The organism is uncultured Acetatifactor sp., from assembly GCF_948601915.1.
Lineage (GTDB): Bacteria > Bacillota > Clostridia > Lachnospirales > Lachnospiraceae > Acetatifactor.
Genome location: NZ_CAPDXS010000107.1, coordinates 1 through 19,552, shown reverse-complemented (window position 1 = coordinate 19,552; position 19,552 = coordinate 1). Strand labels below are relative to the sequence as shown.

Below are 19,552 nucleotides of genomic sequence, written 5' to 3'. Positions count from 1 at the left end.
CCAGTCATAATTCAGAAGATATAAATATACTTTGTGACAATGTTTATAGTATGGAATCAGGGATTTTAAAAGTTATACGCTGAGATTTATGCTCTTTTCAAAGGAGAATCTCCGAAAAGCAATGCCTGTAAGTAGGCATGCCTGGTCCAAACCACGTGAGCGCCATCGTCGATGAGGGGGAGGCCATATCGATTGTCGGCAGGAACGGGGCGGGGAAGAGAAAACGGTTTTTAGTGAAAATCACCCTCTCCGCTTTGTCATGGCATATCGTTTTCCAGCACATCCGACACATCCACCAGCTCCACCCCGGGCGCTCTGGCAGTGACGGCCTGGCTGTGGTCATAGGTGAGCGCCCCGCCTTGCAGGTCACCGACGAAGCCCCCGGCCTCCTCCACAATCAGTGCCCCTGCGGCATAGTCCCAGGGAGAGAGCGCCAGCTCGAAGAAGAATTCCGCCCTGCCGCTGGCCACCATGCACAGGTCTATGGCGGCGGAGCCGCTCCTGCGCAGGTCTTCTGCCCGTGATACATAGCGGTAGGCCACCTCAAAGGATTTCCGGATCAGCTTCTCATCATAGGGGGCAGTCCCAAACAGAATCAATCCTTCCGCCAGCGTCCTGTCCGAGGCGTGGATTTGCTGGCCGTTCAGATAAGCCCCCTTGCCCTTCCGGGCATGGAAGGTCTCCTCCAGGTAGGGATTGTGCACCACCCCCAGGACGGGGCGGCCGTCCTGCGCCAGCGCTATGCTGATGCAGCTGGCGTGATAGTTCCTGGTGAAATTGGCAGTACCATCGATAGGATCCACGATGAAGGCATAGCCTTTTGACACATCGGTGCCGTCCATCTGATCCTCCTCCCCCAGGAAGGCGGCTCCCGGAACCAGCTCCAGCAGGCGGGATTTCAGGATGGCCTGTACCCTGGAATCATAATCCGTCACGAAATTTCCCCTGCCTGCCTTCTGATGGATTTTCCGTTCTATATCGGAAGCGCTCAGCAAAATGCTTCCGCAGTCCTTTGCGATAGCGATGATTTCTTGGAGCAGATGTTCTTCCTGCATGCTTGCACACCTCAATCTTTCTCTTGGATCCGTACTCTGGAAACTACTGTAAGTATAGCGTGTTCATCCATTGGATTCAATGGGTATTTTCCATTTTATTCCATTCTATTCCATTTTTTTCTCCCCTTTTTCCATCCATTTTGAAAAATGCCATTGCGGAATGGAGTACGGGATGGCATACTAGAGGAAAGACAGATTGTCCACAGAGATTACGAAGTGGGGGAATACGCAAAAGCAAAGGAGACAGACTGCATGCTATACGAAAAGAACCAGACAGAGCACATTTCCGGAGAGCTGTTCAGAAATCCTTCCAGCGAGTACAGAGGGACGCCCTTCTGGGCCTGGAACGGCAGGCTGGACAGGGACAGGCTCACGGAACAGATCCAGGTCTTCAAAAAGATGGGCTTGGGCGGGTTCCACATGCATGTGCGCACGGGGATGGACAGCCCCTACCTGGAGGAAGAGTTCATGGATTCCATCCGGCACTGCATCGGAAAGGCCAGGGAGATGGACATGCTGGCCTGGCTCTACGACGAGGACCGCTGGCCCTCCGGCACCGCAGGGGGGCGGGTGACCGCGGGCAGACCGGAGTACGCCCGGAAATCCCTGCTCTTCACCACGAATCCTTACGAGGAGTGCGCCTTCCCCGAACCGGCGGCCCCCGAACCCGGCAGGGGGCAGGAGAACATCCGCCAGGAAAACGGGAGGCTCCTGGCAGTCTATGACATCCTGCTGGACAGGGACGGTAAGCTGGAAGGGGCGTGTCGGGTATCGAAAGAGGAGCCTGTGGAGGAAGGCGCAGTGCGCTGGTACGCCTACATGGAATACGCCTCCGCGGATCCCTGGTTCAACAACCAGGCCTATGTGGACACCCTGAATCCGGAGGCCATCGCGGAGTTCATCCGCATCACCCATGAGGCCTACGCCCGGAACGTGGGGGAACATTTCGGGAAGCTCGCGCCCGCCATCTTCACGGACGAGCCACAGTTCACCCCCAGGGGATGCCTGGACTTTGCGGATGAAGCCAAGGATGTCTTCCTGCCCTGGACCACCGGGCTTCCGGAAGCTTACCGCCAGGCCTATGGGGAGGAGCTCCTGGACGCCTTGCCGGAGCTCTTCTGGGAGCGGGCGGACGGGCGCCTCTCCACGGCCCGCTGGCGGTTCCAGAACCTGGTCACGGATCTCTTCGTGGAGAGCTATTGCGAGCAGATCGGGAGCTGGTGCAGAGAGCATGGGCTCTACCTCACCGGACATGTGATGGGGGAGGGCTCCCTCTATGACCAGACCCAGGCGGTAGGGGATGCCATGCGCTGCTATCCGTCCTTCGGCCTTCCGGGCATGGACATGCTCTGCGATTTCCGCGAGTACACCACGGCCAAGCAGGTCCAGTCCATGGTGCGCCAGACCGGGGCGGAGGGCATGCTCAGCGAGCTCTACGGGGTCACGGGATGGGACTACGACTTTCGGGGATACAAGCTGCAGGGGGACTGGCAGGCGGCGTTGGGGGTCACGGTGCGGGTGCCCCACCTGGCCTGGTATACCATGAAAGGAGAGGCCAAGCGGGACTATCCGGCCTCCATCAGCTATCAGTCCCCCTGGTGGGAGGAGTTCTCCATGGTGGAAGACCACTTCGCCCGCCTGAATGTGGCGCTGACCAGAGGGAAGGCCCTGGTAAAGGTGGCCGTGCTGCACCCCATTGAGACCTACTGGCTCTATTTCGGCCCCGGCGACCAGACCGCGGCCCTGCGGGAGCAGATGGATGCCCAGTTCGCCCATCTGGCGGAGGTGCTGCTCTTCGGCGGCATCGACTTCGACTATCTGTGCGAGGCCCGGCTGCCGGAGCAGTGCGTGGGCAGCGCCTGTCCCCTGCAGGTGGGGGAGATGGCCTATGAGACCGTTATCGTCCCGCCGATCAGGACGATACGCTCAGGCACATTGAAGATCCTCACGGATTTTGCGGAAAAGGGCGGGAAGCTGATCTTCCTGGGGGACTGCCCGGACTATGTGGACGCAAGGCCCTCGGACGCCGCGGCGGCGCTGTACGGAAAGGGGATTCGCTGCGGGCTTTTGGATTCGGCCATCCTGTCCCTGGTGGAGGGCCAGCGCTTCCTCCATATCCAGAAAGCCGACGGGCGCAGGGCGGAGGGGCTGCTTCATCAGCTCCGCCGGGAGGAAAGCGGGGACATGTGGCTGTTCGTCTGCAACGGCAGGAATCCGGCCAGCCCGGACGTGGATCCGGCAGGGAATCTTCGCTTCACGCTGAACGGGGATTTTAAGGTGACCCTCTATGACACCATGACCGGGGATATCCTGCCCCTGGCTGTGCGCCATGACAAGGGCAGGACTATCCTGGAGCGGCCCTGGTACATCCACGAGAGCATGCTGCTGCTTTTGGAGGAAGAGGGGCAGCGGGCGGAACAGGCCGACAGCGGTAAGGAAAAAACAGGCGTTCTGTCCGGCTGCCATGTGGAAGCGGCCCCCTCCAGCCACAGAGGGGGAACGGAAAAAATCCGGGTGGGCGCGGACGAGGACAGCTCCTGCGGCGGCGCAAAAGAGAATCCCGGCGATGAAGCGGAAGCAGAGGGCATTTGCGGCAATGCGGGAGGGATGTCTGCCTGGGACGGCGCGAAAGGGAATCCGGACGATGAAGCGGAGGCAGAGGGCATTTGCGGCAATGCGGGAGGGATGGCTGCATGGGACGGCGCGAAAGGGAATCCGGACGATGAAGCGGAGGCAGAGGGCGTTTGCAGCAATGCGGGAGGGACGGCTGCCTGGGACGGCGCTGAAGCCGACATCCTCCCCGGGGAAGTGGACATCGCCCTCCAGGAGCCCAACATGCTGCTCCTGGACATGGCGGAATACGCCCTGGATGATGGGGAGTACTATTCCGAGGACGAGCTGCTGCGGATAGACAACCATGCCCGCCGGGAGCTGGGCATCCCCCTGCGCCGCAAGGAGGTGGTGCAGCCCTACCTGGTGGAGGCCGGAGAGCCGGAGCACACCCTCCATCTGCGCTTCCGCATTCCCAGCGAGATCGGGGCGGCGGGGCTGAAGCTGGGCCTGGAATGCCCTGAAACATCCGAAATCAGGGTAAACGGCATCTACGTGCCCCCTGTGGGCAACGGCTGGTACGTGGACAGGGACATCCGGACCGTCTCCCTGCCGGATTTCGCCCCGGGAGAGAACCTGCTGGAAATCGCGGTGCCCATCGGCCCCCGGACGAATCTGGAGAACTTCTACCTTCTGGGGGATTTCGGCGTCCGCATAGGTGGCACGGTAAAGACATTGACCGAACCGGTCAGGAAGATCGGCTGGGGAGACATCGCCTCCCAGGGCCTCCCCTTTTACACAGGGAACCTGACCTACCGGACAAAGGTGCGCTCTTGGGGAGACTTCACCGTCCGGGTCCCCCAGTACCGGGGCGGGCTGGTGAAGATACTGGTGGACGGTAAGGACTGCGGGAACATCGCGTTCTCGCCCTACACCCTCAGGGTGCGCTGCGTTCCGGGAGAGCATGTGGTGGAGTGGAAGCTCTACGGCACCCGCCAGAACGGCTTCGCCCAGCTGCACCATACCCAGGGCGTCTATTTCTACCAGAGCCCCAATTCCTGGAGGAGCGCCGGGGATCTGTGGAGCTATGAATACCGCCTGAAGCCCGCCGGAATCCTGAAATCCCCGGAGATTGCGGGGGCAGTCTTCCTGGACGGGGCGGGGAACGCCCGCAGGAGGAGCGCCGCGGCCATGCATTTCACGGACAGGAGCTGACGCTTTTTGCCAAAATCATTGCCTAAAACGGCCCCAGGCAGTATAATAGACTACAGCGCCAGGGAATGACGGCATGGGGGACTGGGGCGCAGATGCGGGACGAGCCCACGGCAGCCATGGGCCCGGAGTGGAAAAGGGACAAAAAGGAACGGTAAGATAAGAAAATATGGACACGAATACGATAATCGTCATCATGATAGTATGCGCGGCGGCCATGGTGGGCAGCGCGATCCTCTACCTGCGCCACAGGGCAAGGCGGGCCCGGCCGGAGGCCTTCGACCTGATGGAGGGCCATGAGTTTGAATACTACTGCGCGGAGCTGCTGCGCAAGAGCGGCTTCCAGGAGGTGGAGGTCACAAAGGGCAGCGGCGACTACGGCGTCGACATCCTGGCCAGCAGGGACGGCGTCACATACGCCATCCAGTGCAAATGCTACACGGCCCCCGTGGGGGTGAAGGCTGTCCAGGAGGCCTACGCGGGGCGGGATTACTACGACAGGATGGTGGGCGCGGTGCTCACCAACCAGTATTTCACCCAGCCCGCGGTGGAGGCCGCAGGGAAGCTGAAGATACTGCTGTGGGACAGAGGGTATCTGGAGGACATGGCGGAGGAGTGCGAGGCGCTGTGAGGGAAGCGTTTCCCGGTCTGCCAGGGGAATCGCAAAGCTTTCACGGAGAGGCTTTCCGCGGTGGGGCTTTGCCCTCGCCTCGCCAGAACGCTGGCCCTCGCCCATGGGTCACCCCGTCTGCGCCAGCCACTGGCCCAGGGACGCAAAGTCCGCCGGGCCGCAGTCCAGGAAGAAGCTGTGGAAACGGTAGTCCGTATATTCCGTCCCCCAGAGCTCTTTCGCCTCCTCCTGTAAGGAGAGGATCTCCAGATACCCCAGGTAGTACTTCAGATAGTTGCAGGGCGTCTGTACGATGTAATTGTAGATTGCTTTCATGGAGGTGCTGTCGGTGATGCCAAAGCCGGACAGCACCTTTGCTATCTGGCTGTAGGAGGCACCCTCATAGTGGATCAGCACGTCGCAGACGCAGTAGAGACACAGCTGCAGGCTGCGGTTGCGGGCCTCCAGGGCTGCGGCCAGGGCCGCTGTCTCCTGGCCGTTCTCCCGCAGCAGCTCCGCGGCGTACTGGTAGGACAGGAATTCCACGTACAGCGCCCAGCCCTCCTGATAGCCCCCGTACCAGAGCAGCTCTCTGGCAGGACGCTCTCCCGCGGCCAGGGAGGAGCGGTTATGGTACACGGTCTGGTAGAGATGCCCCGGATATCCCTCGTGGGCCAGGGTGGTGTAAAGCTCCAGGCCGTCAGGGGTCTTCCGGCGGTTGATGTAGATTGTGTTGGAGGCGGTGTCGTCCAGGGGCGCGGTCAGGTAGAAGGCCGGCGCGCAGTAGTCCGCCAGGCTGTCGGACACGGCCTTTACATGCACGTCCACCGCTCCGCCGGGGATGGGGGGAAAGTCCTCCGCCATCCGCTGCTTCAAGTCCAGCAGCATCTGGGAGGCCTCCCTGTAGGGAAAGCCGGGGGCAGTCTCCCGGGTATAGTATTGGAGGAGCTCGGGATGCTCCGCAGCCAGCTTTTTCACGGCCTCATATTCCCTGGAAAACTGCGCCGTCAGCAGTTGCCGAATCTCCTCGACGGAGCGGTAGGAGCCGGTCTGGGAGATCAGCAGCTCCTGGTAATAGGCCTTGCCTTCCGGCAGCGCCGCCAGCCCCGCAGGCAGGGCATCGGCATCCTCCAGCAGAAGGAGGCCGTCCCCCAGGCTGGCATAGGCGGGCAGCACCACGGTCTTCAAGAGCCTTTCGTTTTGGGCGGTATAGTGGCCGGCTTCCTCGGCTGTGACAAGGCCCCTGGCGAATAGCTCCTCCAGCCGCTCCTGGAAGGTGGTCTGCAGGAAATGGGTACCTGCCTCCAGGGCCTGCAATGTGACAATAGTGTCGCATTGCTTTCGCACGTCCTGGAGGAAGGCTGCGGGCATGGGAAATCCGGCAGCGGCCTTCTCCTGCTCATAGGCCAGCAGGGAGGCGAAGTATTCATCCGTCTGATCCAGCAGAGCCAGATAGTCTTCCACGTCCCGTCTGCTGCGGAAGGCGTACTCCGCCAGCAGGATGGGCAGTTGGGTCTGGGTGCCGGAGGCGGGGGAGAGGGGCTCGTCATAGTAGAGGAAGCCGCTCAGGCCCAGGGAATTCTCCAGGGAGCGGGTCAGCAGCTGCCACAGTCTGGCATCCGCCGGGGAGAGCTTATCTGCGTCCAGCGCGTTCAGCGCGGCCAGCATGTTCTCTGTGGCTGCCCGGCTGCCCGGTATGCTCTCGGCGCTGTAGCAGGAGAGGGAGGGCACATAGTCATGGATGCCGAAGTCCGCCGGATTCGCCAGCGTATAGTGGAGGTCCAGGGTATCGGCCTCCAGCTCCTCCGTGAAGAGCTTGGTGGTAAGGCTTTCGAAGCGCTTTTCGTCCCGCTGATATGTAAACAGGAAAAGGGTCAGCCCCAAAAAAGCCAGAAGAAAGGCGAGGCCGAAAAGCAGCTGCTTGGTGGAAAGGCGGGAATTCTGTTTCAAAAAATCACCTGAAAGGGAAACGTTGCTATATTATATGTAGAATTCCGGTACAATATTGACTTTACGGCTGCTTTTTTTTATACTGGTAGATAGAGATTCAGGGAGCGGCTTTTGGAAATTTCGAGAATAAATCAGCATAGAGGCAGAAAAGAGGTAGACTATGAGCGAAGAGATCAGGAAAGCGATTCAGGAAGGACAGACGGTGCTGGGGCTGGAGTTCGGCTCCACCCGCATCAAGGCTGTCCTGGTGGACGGGAGCCATCAGCCCATCGCCCAGGGGAACTGGGACTGGGAGAACCGGCTGGAGGACAATATCTGGACCTACAGCCTGGAGGACGTCTGGGAGGGGCTGCGGGGCTGTTACAGGGATCTGGCGCAGGACGTAGAGGCGAGATACGGCGTGCCCCTGACCAGGCTGGCGGCCCTGGGCTTCTCGGGCATGATGCACGGCTACATGCCCTTTGACGGGGCAGGGAAGCTCCTGGTTCCCTTCCGCACCTGGCGCAATACCATGACGGAGGAGGCGTGCAAAAAGCTGCTTCCCATATTCGATTTCAACATCCCCCAGAGATGGAGCATCGCCCATCTCTATCAGGCCATTTTAAGCGGCGAGGGGCATGTGAAGGATGTGGCGTTCTTCACCACCCTGGCCGGATATATCCACTGGCAGCTCTCGGGGGAGAAGGTGCTGGGTGTGGGCGAGGCCTCCGGCATGTTCCCCATCGACTCCGAGGCTTGCGACTTCGATGCGCGCATGATAGAGCAGTTCGATGAGCTGGTGGCGGACAGGAACCTGGGCTGGAAGCTTAGGGACATCATGCCCAAGGTGCTTTGCGCGGGACAGACCGCCGGATGGCTCACCGAGGAGGGGGCGAAGCTCCTGGATCCCACAGGCGCCCTGCAGCCCGGTGCGCCCATGTGTCCGCCCGAGGGGGACGCGGGCACCGGCATGACCGCCACCAACAGCGTCAGGAAGCGCACCGGCAATATCTCCGCGGGGACATCCATCTTCTCCATGGTGGTGACGGAGAAGCCCCTGGCCAAAGTTCATGAGGAGATCGACATGGTCACCACCCCGGACGGCAGCCCCGTGGCCATGGTGCACTGCAACAACTGTACCTCGGACCTGAACGCCTGGGTGAACCTGTTCGAGGCCTTCATGGGCAGGCTCCCGGGAGCGGCAAAGCTGGACAGGAACGATCTCTACGGCCTGCTCTACAGGGAAGCGCTGGAGGCGGACGCGGACTGCGGCGGCCTGATGGCGTACAATTACTTCTCCGGGGAGCCGGTGACGGGCCTGAATGAGGGCAGGCCCATGTTCGTCCGCACGCCGGACGCGAAGTTCACCCTGGCCAACTTCATGCGCAGCCATCTCTACAGCGCCATGGCTGCCCTGAAAATCGGGAACGACATCCTCTTAAAGGAGGAGCAGGTGAAGGTGGACTCCCTGACAGGGCATGGCGGCCTGTTCAAGACGCCCGTGGTAGGGCAGCGGCTCATGGCGGCGGCCATGAACGCGCCTGTGACCGTGATGGACACCGCCAGCGAGGGCGGAGCCTGGGGCATGGCAGTGCTGGCGGCCTACATGTACGAGAAGGAGGAGGGAGAGGCCCTGCCGGATTACCTGAGCGGGAAGATTTTCGCCGGACAGACCGGGACTACCATTGCGCCCGTCCAAGAGGACGTGGCCGGGTTCGATGCCTTTATTGAAAAGTACAAGAGCACGCTGCCCGCAGAGAAGGCGGCCGTGGAAGGATTAAAGTAGAGAAAGGAGAAGCGATATGTTAGAGGAACTGAAAAAAATCGTCTGCGAGGCCAATCTGGAACTGCCCAAGCACGGCCTGGTGACATTTACCTGGGGCAATGTCAGCGCCATAGACAGGGAGAGCGGGCTGTTCGTCATCAAGCCCAGCGGGGTGGAGTACGATAAGCTGACGCCGGACGACATGGTTGTAGTAGATCTGGACTGCAGGAAGGTGGAGGGACGCTACAACCCGTCCTCCGATACCGCCACCCACGCGGAGCTCTACAGGGCGTTCCCGGAGATCGGGGGCATCGTACATACCCATTCCTCCTACGCCACCAGTTGGGCGCAGGCCGGGCGCAGCATCCCCTGCTACGGCACCACCCATGCGGACTACATCTACGGCGAGGTGCCCTGCGTCAGATGCCTGAACGCGGAGGAAATCGCGGAGGATTACGAGAGGAACACAGGGCGGCTCATCGTAAGCGAGTTCCTGCGGATGTGTAAGGATCCCGTGTCCGTGCCCGCCGTGCTGTGCAAAAACCACGGGCCCTTCTCATGGGGGACGGACGCCATGGACGCCGTGCATAATGCGGTGGTATTAGAGGAGGTGGCGAAGATGGCCTACCGCACCGAGTCCATCAACCACCATGTCCAGCCCGCGCCCCAGGAGCTGATGGATAAGCACTACTACAGGAAGCATGGGGCAAACGCCTATTACGGGCAGAAATGACAGGAGACCAGGCAGGCTGTGAGGGTTCACGGCCTGCCTTTTTAGAATGGGCTTCAAAATCCGGGAGCGGAAGATGGAGGAGAGAGATGAGGATATTGGTCATAGGAGGCAGCTACTTTTTCGGCAGGGTCTTCGTGATGCTGGCGGCAAAGGAGCACGACGTCACGGTGGTGAACCGGGGGACCTGTTCCGTGGCGGAGCTGGGCGCGAAGCAGATTAAGGGGGACAGGAAGGAGGAAGGGGTGTGGAAGTCCATAGAGGATGATTACGACTGCGTGGTAGATTTCTGCGCCTACGAGAAGGGGGACATCGCCAGAGTGCTGGAGAACATGCCGGGGCGCATCCGGCAGTACATCTTCATCAGCACCGTGGACGTCTATGAGCGGGGGATAAACGGCCTGAAAGGGGAGGAGACACCGCTGGAGACCAGGCCCCTGCCCGGGGAGGCCGGGGCGTACATCGCGGGGAAGGTGGCCCTGGAGCGGGAGGTCCGGGAGCAATGCGGCAAAAGGGACATAAGCTGCACGGTGCTGCGCCCCGCCATCCTCTACGGCCCCCTGAACTACGCCCCCAGGGAATCCGTCTATATCCGGCTGCTGGCCCGGAACCGGGTGCTGCCCCGCATCACCGATGCCGCGGGCTCCTTCCAGTTCGTCTACGTAAAGGATGCCGCGCAGGCTGTACTGAGCTGCCTGCTGAATCCCAGGGCCTACGGCCAGGCTTACAACCTGTGCGGGGAGGAGGTACTGACCTATGACGCTTTCTTCCGGGAGCTGGGAAAGGCTTCGGACGTGGAGGCACGGGAGATCCCGCTGACCGCCCGGGAAGCCGAGAGCCAGGGCCTGCCGCTGCCCTTCCCGCTGACGGAGGCGGAGACGGAGCTGTATTCCAACGAAAAGAGCAAGGAGGAGCTGGGGCTGCGGTATATGGATATCGGGGAGGGCATGGCCAGGACGTACTGGGCGTTCCGGGATATTTAAGAGGACGAAAAGTGCAACTATTAACAAATTACTAACAAAAATGATACATCTCTCCTTTATCATTGGACTCACAAAGAACATGGACACAGACTTGAAGAGGTGGAGAGATGGTAAGGCAGAGCGGCGGCGCGCAGAGGAGAGAGGATTACGAAGAGGTTGAAACCAGACGAAACCCGTATCTGGTGGATTATGAGAGGCAATTGGGCAGGCCCGTGCGGGAGACGGACAACAGGGGCCGCAGGCCCATCGCATATGAAAGCGGGATGGAGGAGGGCCGCCCCGCGGAACCGGCTGATGACGCCCGGATGGGCCGCAGACTCGAGGTGACCACGGACATGTTCCACGGATACCGGAACCGGGAGCCTGTCAGGAAGGGGAAAATAGTGCAGGTGCAGGTTCCGTCCGGCGGAGACCGGCAGCGCAGGCGCCCGGGGGAGCGGGCCGGAGGGCAGCAGGAGAAGGTGCCTGTCCGGCAGGGAAGGTTTCCTGAGAAGAATCGAAGCCATTCGCGGGAGGAAGCGTACTGCCGCCCGGAATCCGGCTGCGGCGCGTGGGGCGGCAATACAGCCGGACGCTACGGCATGGAACAGCCGGGGCCTGACAGGGCAGCCCGGCAAAGCGGCATGGAGCGGCAGGATAGGGCCACGATGCCGCGCGGTGAAGGACGGCAGGATAGAGATTTTATGCCGCGCAGCGAGGGACGGCAGGATAGAGGCATCGTGCCGCGCAGCGAAGGACGGCGGGATAGAGCTACGATGCCGCGTAGCGAAGGACGGCAGGAGAGAGCGGCGGGACAGAACAGCGGGACATGGCCGAACAGAGGGAGAAGGCAATACGCAGCGGAGGCGGGCCTGGCACAGCAATGGGGCGGAACGCGGCCGGGAAGCCCCGCAATGCGACGAGGCGCTCAGCAGTACAGAACAGAGCAACGGTATCGCGGCGAGGCCCGGCAGAGCCGCAGACAGCGCGTCCTCCTGCAGCGCCTGATCCTGGGCGCGTGGATTGTCTGCGTCCTCCTGTTCGCCGTGTACTTCGCCATCAAGAACAAGCAGGCCAAAAGCGCCGGGGAGGATGCCCTGCCCGTATCCGGAGAGCAGCAGGGGGATGCCGCCAACGGGCAGCCCTCAGGCACCCTGGTGCAGGGAATCCCCGCGGACGCATTCGCCGCGCACCCGGAGTGGACCGAGGACTTCCTGACCCCCAACGAATACTCCCGCCCCGGGGAGCCCCTGGAGTCCGTGAAGAACATCTTTGTCCACTACACGGCCAACCCCGGCACCAGCGCCGCCCAGAACCGCAGCTACTTCGAATGGCAGAAGGACACCCATGAGGCCAGCGTCAGCGCCCATTTCATCATCGGCTACGAGGGGGAGATCATCCAGTGCGTGCCCCTGGATGAAATCGCCTACGCCGTCATGACCCGCAACTACGACTCCGTCTCCATCGAGTGCTGCTACCTGGCGGAGGACGGCTCCTTCACCCAGGAGACCTACGATTCCCTGATCTCCCTGCTGGCCTGGCTGACGGACATCTACGGACTGGATGCCGAGGACATCCTGCGCCATTACGACTGCGGCGGGAAGAAATGCCCCCTCTATTACACGGAGCATGAGGATGCCTGGGAACAATTGAAAAAGGACGTGGACAAGCTGTAGGATCTCTGTTAAAATAGACCTTGCGGAACATGCGGGGCACAGGCCGCAGGGGACGCTTTCTGGAAGCAGGAGGCGTTCCGCTGAAGCACAGGCGCCTCGCCGGAGCAGGAGTCGAGGAGAGATGAGATGAATATATTGTCACCGTCTATTTTGGCAGCGGATTTCAGCAGGCTTGGGGAGCAGATCAGGGAGGCGGAGCATGCGGGGGCACAGTATCTGCATATAGATGTCATGGATGGCGTCTTCGTGCCGGACATTTCCTTCGGGATGCCGGTGATACTGTCCATCCGGAAGTGCTCCGACATCTTTTTTGACGTGCATCTGATGATCGACAGGCCGGAGCGGTATATCAAGGAATTCGCCGACTGCGGGGCCAATCTCATCAATTTTCACATAGAGGCCACTCAGGACGTGGTGGGCACCATACAGAAGATCCGGTTCCTGGGCAGGAAGGTGGGCATCACCATCAGCCCCGAGACCCCGGCGGAGGCGGTGGAGCCTTATCTGAAGCTGGTGGACATGGTGCTGGTGATGACCGTGAAGCCGGGCTTCGGGGGCCAGAAGCTGATGCCGGAGTGCCTGGACAAGGTGCGGCAGGTGCGGGCCATGGTGGCCGGGCTGGGCCTGAAGACGGATATAGAGGTGGACGGCGGCATCAGGGCGGAAAATGTGGAGCTGGCCCTGGAGGCCGGGGCCAATGTGATCGTGTCGGGCTCGGCGGTGTTCGGCGGCAGCATTTCGGACAATGTAAAGCGGTTTTTGGAGAAGATGACCTGACACGGACAGGATGCCGAACTGGTACAGATGGGATGCTGACCTGACACGGGCAGGATGCCGAACTGGTACGGACGGGAGGCTGAATGGACACGGATAGGATGCTGGCCTGACACCGACAGGATGCGCCTGACAGAGCGCACCCGGTAGTGCAGGGAGCAGGGCGTTCCGGAAAATCGGAAGCGAAGAAGGCCAAAGCGGCAGTGGAATCAGGGAACCGGAGGCATGGGGCGCAGGTATGGAAGCGGCTCCATGGGACCGTAACCACAGGCTCTCGGAAGCTTTGGAGACGGAATCCGGCACGGGAGTCGGACAGCATCCGGAACAGTGGGGGAATCGGCTCAGAGGAGCTTCGGAAAGCTGCGTGATATGCGGCCCGGAGATTCCGAGAGGATATTAACCGGGAAAGCGGGGCGAGGGATGCAGTTTCACGGAATCGGAAACGAAGAACACAGCGCGGAGGCGCACCATGTGACAAAGTGCATGCATGACCACTCCCATTTCAAGAGGGAGGCGGACATGTCAAAGGCCGCTGCTTCCATGGCGAGGAGCCAGAGCATGGAAGCGCAGCAGCAGAACCAGGGGCAGTTCTCCCTGTCCGCATGGCTGGACAATTATCTCTCCAGGGGAAAGAGCCTGCTGAAAGGCTTTTGGAGCGGGGGCGGTACGGCGGTGCCCGGGGAGGCCGGAAACCAGTCGGGCCAGGAGCAGGTGCTGGCGCAGATCGGCGAAAGCCGTGAGGCCGGGACGACGGCAGCGTCCGGCGCCGGTTCGGGCATTCCTGCAGCGGCCATCCCCCAGGCGGATCTGTCCCAGGCGGTGCATGTGTCCCGGGCGGCCCAGGCAGCCGTCCCCGCGGCGCAGTCCCCGTCCCAGGAGGCCTCCCGGGACGGAGCGGGCCAGGAAAGCGGCGCCCAGGAGGGGATGTGGCGCAGGATACGGGTGCGGTTCAAGGACATCGCGGGACAGCTCACGGGGCATCTGCGGGGGAACACCTCCAGATTCCAGGCGAAGAAATCCTTCCAGCCCAAGCAGACCATTACCAGGGAGGAGCCGCAGAAGACCGTGAAGCCCCGGAGGGATGCGGTGGAAATCGCGAATTACCATGTGGAGGAGAGCTATCTGCTGGATTCCTACGACAGAAAGGGCGGCTACAGCAAGATTTCCACCAAAAAGTGACGGCTAAGTTATTGACAGTAATCAATGTTTTGTGTTACCGTTATATATTAGGAAGAAAAACGAGGTGACAAAATCCTGCTCCCCGCGAAAAGGGGCAGGGAAGTGTTGGCAAGGGCATATTGGCCCGTCTTCTGGTGCATGCTGGGGACGGGCTTTTTTTGAATCTACAGGCCCGCCCACCGGAGAATCAGCGAGAGGAGAACGGAAATGGAAAGTAAGGAAAAGTACTATCTTACCACAGCCATCGCCTATACTTCAGGCAAGCCGCATATAGGCAACAACTATGAGATCGTGCTGGCGGACAGCATCGCCCGCTTCAAGAGGAAGGAAGGCTGTGACGTCTTCTTCCAGACCGGCACGGACGAGCACGGACAGAAGATAGAGCTGAAGGCCCAGGAGGCCGGGGTCACCCCAAAGGAGTTCGTGGACAAGGTGGCCGGCATCATCCAGGGCATGTGCGATATGCTGAATATTTCCTATGACAAATTCATCCGCACCACGGACGATTACCATGAGAGACAGGTGCAGAAGATCTTCAAGCGCATGTATGCCCAGGGAGATATCTACAAGGGGGCCTACGAGGGCATGTACTGCACCCCCTGCGAATCCTTCTGGACGGAATCCCAGCTGGTGGAGGGCAAATGCCCGGACTGCGGCAGGGAGGTGAAGCCCGCCAGGGAGGAGGCCTACTTCTTCCGTATGAGCAAATACGCGGACAGGCTGATAAAGCATATCAACGAGCATCCGGAGTTCATCCAGCCCGTGTCCCGCAAGAACGAGATGATGAACAATTTCCTCCTGCCGGGGCTCCAGGATCTCTGCGTGTCCAGGACTTCCTTCAAATGGGGGATTCCCGTGGACTTCGACCCGGGGCATGTGGTGTATGTGTGGCTGGATGCCCTGACCAACTATATCACCGGCATCGGCTATGACGCGGAGGGCAGCAGCACAGAGCAGTATAAGAAGCTCTGGCCCGCAGACCTCCATTTAATAGGAAAGGACATCATCCGCTTCCACACCATCTACTGGCCCATCTTCCTGATGGCGCTGGATGAGCCCCTGCCGAAGCAGATTTTCGGCCATCCATGGCTTCTGATGAACAGCGGCAAGATGAGCAAGTCCAGGGGGAATGTGCTCTACGCGGACGACCTGGTGGACTTCTTCGGTGTGGACGCGGTGCGCTACTATGTGCTCCACGAGATGCCCTTTGAGAATGACGGCAATGCCACCTGGGAGCTGATCGCGGAGCGCACCAATTCCGACCTGGCCAACACCCTGGGGAACCTGGTGAACCGCACCATCTCCATGAGCAACAAATACTTCGGCGGCGTGGTGGCGGACAAGGGTGCCGTGGACGAAGCCCTGGACGGGGATTTGAAGGCCGTGGTCACCGGAACCTACGCGAAGGTGAAGGAGAGGATGGCGCAGCTGCGGGTGGCGGATTCCCTGACGGAGATTTTCGGCATCTTCAAGCGCTGCAACAAATATATCGACGAGACGGAGCCCTGGATCCTGGCAAAGGACGAGGCCAAGGCGGACAGGCTCTCCACGGTGCTCTACAACCTGGTGGAGGGCATCTGCATCGGCGCCTCCCTCTTAGAGCCTTATATGCCACAGACCGCGGAAAAGATAGCCGTGCAATTGAATACAAAACTGCGGGATTTCGGACAGCTTGAGACCTTCGGGCTGTATGAGAGCGGCAAGCGGGTCACGGACAAGCCGGAAATCCTGTTTGCAAGGCTTGACATGAAGGAAGTGGAGAAGAAGGACGAGGAGATGGCCGCGGCCATGGCGGCGGCCCGGGAGAGCGCGGAAGCCGCCGGAGACGAAGGACAGGCCGGGGCGGAGACGTCCCAGGCTGACAGTCCGGAGCAGGCAGCTGACATCATCGACATAGAGCCCAAGGAGGAGATTGCATACGATGATTTCGCGAAGCTCCAGTTCCAGGTGGGGGAAATCATCGCCTGCGAGGCGGTGCCCAAGTCCAAGAAGCTCCTGTGCAGCCAGGTGAAGATTGGCAGCCAGGTGAAGCAGATCGTATCCGGCATCAAGGCCCATTATTCGCCCGAGGAGATGGTGGGCAAGAAGGTGATGGTGCTGGTGAACCTAAAGCCCGCCAAGCTGGCAGGGGTGCTGTCCGAAGGGATGCTTTTATGCGCGGAGGACGCGGAGGGGAGGCTTGCTCTGGTGGCGCCTGAAAAGGAAATGCCGGCGGGAGCGGAAATCTGTTGACGTCCCTTGTGCGGAGGAAGCCAGGCAGGTGGGCTTCCTCCATCCGAGACTAAGCCGCCCGAAGGCGGCAGAGGAGACTGCATGGTCAAAGAAGAATTCTATTTTGATTCCAGGGACGGGAAGAGCAGGATACATGCCGTCCGCTACCGGCCGGAGGATACAGGGCAGGTCCGCTGCGTCCTCCAGGTGGTGCACGGCATGGCGGAGTATGCGGAGCGCTATGAGGAATTCGCGGCGTACCTGGTGGAGCGGGGCTTCGTGGTCACGGGCGATGACCATCTGGGCCATGGGAAATCCGTGGGCCAGGGAGGGAAGCAGGGGTATTTCTGCGAGCAGGATCCGGCCACCGTCCTGGTGCGGGACGTGCACCGGTTAAAGAAGCTGACGGAAGAGCTGTACCCGGGGGTGCCCTATGTGCTCATGGGCCACAGCATGGGCTCCTTCATCACCCGCAATTACCTGTGCCGCTACGGCACGGGGATATCCGGCGCGGTAATCATGGGCACGGGAATGCAGCCCAAGGCCGTGCTGGACATGGCCAGGCTGGTGGCGGGCATACAGAAGCTCTTCTGCGGTTCCGGCCATGTGAGCAGGCTCCTGGACAGGCTGGCCTTCGGCGGCTACGGCAGGGGGATAACGGACAGGCGCACGGCTTTTGACTGGCTGAGCCGGGACAGGGAGCGGGTGGACCGCTATATCGCCGACCCCATGTGCGGATTTACGTTTACGGTGAACGGCTTCGGCGCGCTTTTTGAGCTGGTGCTCAGGCTCTACAGCCCGGAGAACCTGGCCGCGGTTCCCAGGGAGCTTCCGGTGTTCATGGTGTCGGGGGATGCGGATCCGGTGGGCGACTACGGGAAAGGCGTCAGAAGGGCATATGATTCCCTGGTGGCGGCGGGGCTTACGGATATCCGGTTAAAGCTGTACCCGGGCGGGCGGCACGAGCTGCTCAACGAGACCAACCGGAGCCAGGTGATGCAGGACATCTGCCGCTGGGTGGAGGAGAATGTCCTTGGATGAACAAAAGCGGAAACGGCGGGGACGATGGATATTAGAAGCCTGAGGAGGCCCTATGAGGTCAGATGGGCCAGGAAAGCGGAATGGATGCCTGCCATGGAGATGGTCTGGCGCACTTTCCTGCAGCATGAGGGAAAGGAATACCCGGAGGAGGGCGTGCGGCATTTTTTCGACTTCATCACAGGGGACGAGCTGCATGAGGCCTTCCTGCGGGGGGAGTACCGGCTGATGGTGGCCTTGGACGGGGACAGGATCGTGGGCGCGGGGTCTGTCAGGGACGGGAACCACCTTTCCCTGCTGTTCGTGGACGATGCCCTCCACCGCAGGGGCATCGGGAGCTCCATCCTTGGAAAGCTGTGCGATTATTTGAAAAATGAGGCAGGGGAACGGTACATGTCGTTGGAGGCGGCTTCCACAGCCGTGAATTTCTACAGAAAACAAGGGTTCCGCACCGTACAGCCGGAGATGGAGATTTCGGGCATACGGCTGACGCCCATGGAGAAAGTCTTTTAAGACAGGAGGAGAATCTTTATGAAGCTTTTTAATCTGGACAGTCCGTTGATGCAGTTCCTGAACAAGGTGGCCGACCTGATGTGGCTGAACGTATTGACGCTGATCTGCTGCATCCCGATCGTCACCGTGGGACCGGCCCTGACGGCGCTGCACTACATGGCGCTGAAGATTGCCAGGGACGAGGAGTGCTATATCGCCAGGGACTATTTCAAGTCCTTTAAGCTCAATCTCCGCCAGGGCATCGTAATCTGGCTGATCGAGCTGGTGGTCATCATACTGCTGGTGGGGGATTTCCTGATTCTGCGCTTCTCCACCATAAGCTTCGGGCAGCCCATGAAGATCGTCCTGGCTGTAGTGGCCGTGCTGGTGCTGTTTACGTTCACCTTTGTCTATCCCGTGCTGGCAAAGTTCGACAATACGGTGATGCGCACGATCAAGAACGCTTTTTTCATCGGAATCCTGCAGTTCCCCAAGACGATCCTGATGATGATCCTGTCCGTGGTGCCGGCGGTGCTCTTCGTCCTGGCGCCCCAGATTATGCCGATCGTGTTCCTGTTCGGCTTCTCCGTCCCGGCCTGGGCGGACGCCAAGCTCTACAACAAATTCTTCCAGAAGCTGGAGGACCAGATGAACGGCGTGGGCCAGGCTGACGGGGAAGCGGGCGCGGAGGGCCTGGAGGAGGCCGGGGAGGACGAGAGGATATTCAAGGACGAGCTGGACGAGAGCATCCAGGAGGAGCCGCCCCGCATCGGAGAATCCTAGAGGCCTTGGCATGTTGACGAATGATAAGTGAATAAAATGTACAAAGTGACAGAAACCACAAAAAGACCGCAAGTTTATAAGCATTTTAGAGGTTTTGCAAAAAAATATTTGTGGAATAGTGGTATGGAATAAAATACTTTTTTTCGTTATACTTAGTACAGGGTGAAGCGATGCGAGGCCATCGTTAAAACTAGAGTAAAAGAAACCATGCAAACGTGAAAGGAGTTTTGTATTATGGCAAGTTTATCTTTGAAGAACATCTGCAAGGTGTATCCCAACGGCTTCGAAGCTGTCAAGGACTTCAATCTGGAAATTGCAGATAAGGAATTCATCATCTTCGTAGGACCTTCAGGATGTGGTAAGTCCACTACCCTCCGTATGATTGCTGGTCTGGAAGATATTTCCTCCGGTGAACTGAAGATTGGTGACAGAGTCGTGAACGATGTAGAGCCCAAGGACCGCGATATCGCAATGGTATTCCAGAACTACGCTCTGTATCCTCATATGTCCGTATATGATAACATGGCGTTCGGTCTGAAGCTGAGGAAGGTTCCCAAGGATCAGATCGACAAGATGGTTAAGGAAG

General features: G+C 60.1%; 15 protein-coding genes. 13 read left to right on the top strand and 2 right to left on the bottom strand.

The features are described 5' to 3' along the window. Positions 1 to 257 precede the first annotated feature (257 nt). Positions 258 to 1,055: an inositol monophosphatase family protein gene (locus Q2B33_RS16885; protein WP_300568163.1), complete on the bottom strand. Its 798-nt coding sequence runs from the start codon at positions 1,053 to 1,055 to the stop codon at positions 258 to 260. Between the two features lie 252 nt (positions 1,056 to 1,307). Here Q2B33_RS16885 and Q2B33_RS16880 point away from each other — a divergent pair, with 252 nt between their 5' ends. Further along, positions 1,308 to 4,820 carry a hypothetical protein gene (locus Q2B33_RS16880; RefSeq protein WP_300568160.1) on the top strand — a complete coding sequence of 1,171 codons (3,513 nt, stop codon included), beginning with the start codon at positions 1,308 to 1,310 and terminating at the stop codon, positions 4,818 to 4,820. A gap of 166 nt (positions 4,821 to 4,986) precedes the next feature. Beyond that, positions 4,987 to 5,448, top strand: coding sequence for a restriction endonuclease (locus tag Q2B33_RS16875; protein ID WP_300568157.1), 462 nt, complete (start codon positions 4,987 to 4,989; stop codon positions 5,446 to 5,448). 108 nt (positions 5,449 to 5,556) lie between these two features. Here Q2B33_RS16875 and Q2B33_RS16870 read toward each other — a convergent pair whose 3' ends face one another. Beyond that, complete coding sequence (locus Q2B33_RS16870; RefSeq protein ID WP_300568154.1) at positions 5,557 to 7,377, bottom strand: DUF885 domain-containing protein; 1,821 nt, start codon at positions 7,375 to 7,377, stop codon at positions 5,557 to 5,559. Between the two features lie 160 nt (positions 7,378 to 7,537). On the opposite strand from Q2B33_RS16870, the gene Q2B33_RS16865 reads away from it, so the two are divergent. The 11 genes from Q2B33_RS16865 to Q2B33_RS16815 all read left to right on the top strand — a co-directional run. Continuing rightward, positions 7,538 to 9,142, top strand: coding sequence for a xylulokinase (locus Q2B33_RS16865; RefSeq protein ID WP_300568151.1), 1,605 nt, complete (start codon positions 7,538 to 7,540; stop codon positions 9,140 to 9,142). Between the two features lie 16 nt (positions 9,143 to 9,158). Continuing rightward, positions 9,159 to 9,854, top strand: coding sequence for an L-ribulose-5-phosphate 4-epimerase (locus tag Q2B33_RS16860; protein WP_296460559.1), 696 nt, complete (start codon positions 9,159 to 9,161; stop codon positions 9,852 to 9,854). An 86-nt stretch (positions 9,855 to 9,940) separates the two neighbouring features. Then, on the top strand, positions 9,941 to 10,834 hold the full coding sequence (locus tag Q2B33_RS16855) for an NAD-dependent epimerase/dehydratase family protein (RefSeq protein WP_300568146.1): 894 nt from the start codon (positions 9,941 to 9,943) through the stop codon (positions 10,832 to 10,834). Positions 10,835 to 10,941: 107 nt separating this feature from the next. After that, entirely contained in the window at positions 10,942 to 12,489 is a 1,548-nt protein-coding gene (locus Q2B33_RS16850) for a peptidoglycan recognition family protein (protein WP_300568143.1), read from the top strand. 126 nt (positions 12,490 to 12,615) lie between these two features. Beyond that, positions 12,616 to 13,266, top strand: a complete 651-nt coding sequence (rpe, locus tag Q2B33_RS16845) for a ribulose-phosphate 3-epimerase (protein ID WP_300568140.1) — start codon at positions 12,616 to 12,618, stop codon at positions 13,264 to 13,266. Between the two features lie 417 nt (positions 13,267 to 13,683). Continuing rightward, a complete protein-coding gene (locus Q2B33_RS16840; RefSeq protein WP_300568137.1) occupies positions 13,684 to 14,442 on the top strand; it encodes a hypothetical protein in 759 nt (252 codons plus the stop codon). Positions 14,443 to 14,649: 207 nt separating this feature from the next. Next, positions 14,650 to 16,674 (top strand): methionine--tRNA ligase, encoded by a 2,025-nt coding sequence (metG, locus tag Q2B33_RS16835; protein ID WP_300568134.1) that lies wholly within the window; start codon positions 14,650 to 14,652, stop codon positions 16,672 to 16,674. 81 nt (positions 16,675 to 16,755) lie between these two features. After that, the gene (locus Q2B33_RS16830) at positions 16,756 to 17,694 is read left to right on the top strand and encodes an alpha/beta fold hydrolase (RefSeq protein ID WP_300568131.1); all 939 of its coding nucleotides are present in this window, start codon (positions 16,756 to 16,758) and stop codon (positions 17,692 to 17,694) included. 24 nt (positions 17,695 to 17,718) lie between these two features. After that, positions 17,719 to 18,204 carry a GNAT family N-acetyltransferase gene (locus tag Q2B33_RS16825; protein WP_300568128.1) on the top strand — a complete coding sequence of 162 codons (486 nt, stop codon included), beginning with the start codon at positions 17,719 to 17,721 and terminating at the stop codon, positions 18,202 to 18,204. Between the two features lie 18 nt (positions 18,205 to 18,222). Beyond that, entirely contained in the window at positions 18,223 to 18,966 is a 744-nt protein-coding gene (locus Q2B33_RS16820) for a YesL family protein (RefSeq protein ID WP_296472859.1), read from the top strand. A 234-nt stretch (positions 18,967 to 19,200) separates the two neighbouring features. Continuing rightward, positions 19,201 to 19,552 (top strand): ABC transporter ATP-binding protein (locus Q2B33_RS16815; RefSeq protein ID WP_300822951.1); only part of this gene is annotated, 352 nt, incomplete at its 3' end.

What these genes read in the sequence shown, in the direction of transcription:
- Q2B33_RS16865 (WP_300568151.1), top strand. Translation starts at nt 7,538, where the DNA reads ATGAGCGAAGAGATCAGGAAAGCGATTCAGGAAGGACAGACGGTGCTG.
- Q2B33_RS16855 (WP_300568146.1), top strand. Translation starts at nt 9,941, where the DNA reads ATGAGGATATTGGTCATAGGAGGCAGCTACTTTTTCGGCAGGGTCTTC.
- Q2B33_RS16875 (WP_300568157.1), top strand. Translation starts at nt 4,987, where the DNA reads ATGGACACGAATACGATAATCGTCATCATGATAGTATGCGCGGCGGCC.
- rpe (WP_300568140.1), top strand. Translation starts at nt 12,616, where the DNA reads ATGAATATATTGTCACCGTCTATTTTGGCAGCGGATTTCAGCAGGCTT.
- Q2B33_RS16830 (WP_300568131.1), top strand. Translation starts at nt 16,756, where the DNA reads ATGGTCAAAGAAGAATTCTATTTTGATTCCAGGGACGGGAAGAGCAGG.
- Q2B33_RS16825 (WP_300568128.1), top strand. Translation starts at nt 17,719, where the DNA reads ATGGATATTAGAAGCCTGAGGAGGCCCTATGAGGTCAGATGGGCCAGG.
- Q2B33_RS16860 (WP_296460559.1), top strand. Translation starts at nt 9,159, where the DNA reads ATGTTAGAGGAACTGAAAAAAATCGTCTGCGAGGCCAATCTGGAACTG.
- Q2B33_RS16880 (WP_300568160.1), top strand. Translation starts at nt 1,308, where the DNA reads ATGCTATACGAAAAGAACCAGACAGAGCACATTTCCGGAGAGCTGTTC.
- metG (WP_300568134.1), top strand. Translation starts at nt 14,650, where the DNA reads ATGGAAAGTAAGGAAAAGTACTATCTTACCACAGCCATCGCCTATACT.
- Q2B33_RS16850 (WP_300568143.1), top strand. Translation starts at nt 10,942, where the DNA reads ATGGTAAGGCAGAGCGGCGGCGCGCAGAGGAGAGAGGATTACGAAGAG.
- Q2B33_RS16820 (WP_296472859.1), top strand. Translation starts at nt 18,223, where the DNA reads ATGAAGCTTTTTAATCTGGACAGTCCGTTGATGCAGTTCCTGAACAAG.
- Q2B33_RS16840 (WP_300568137.1), top strand. Translation starts at nt 13,684, where the DNA reads ATGCAGTTTCACGGAATCGGAAACGAAGAACACAGCGCGGAGGCGCAC.
- Q2B33_RS16885 (WP_300568163.1), bottom strand. Translation starts at nt 1,055, where the DNA reads ATGCAGGAAGAACATCTGCTCCAAGAAATCATCGCTATCGCAAAGGAC.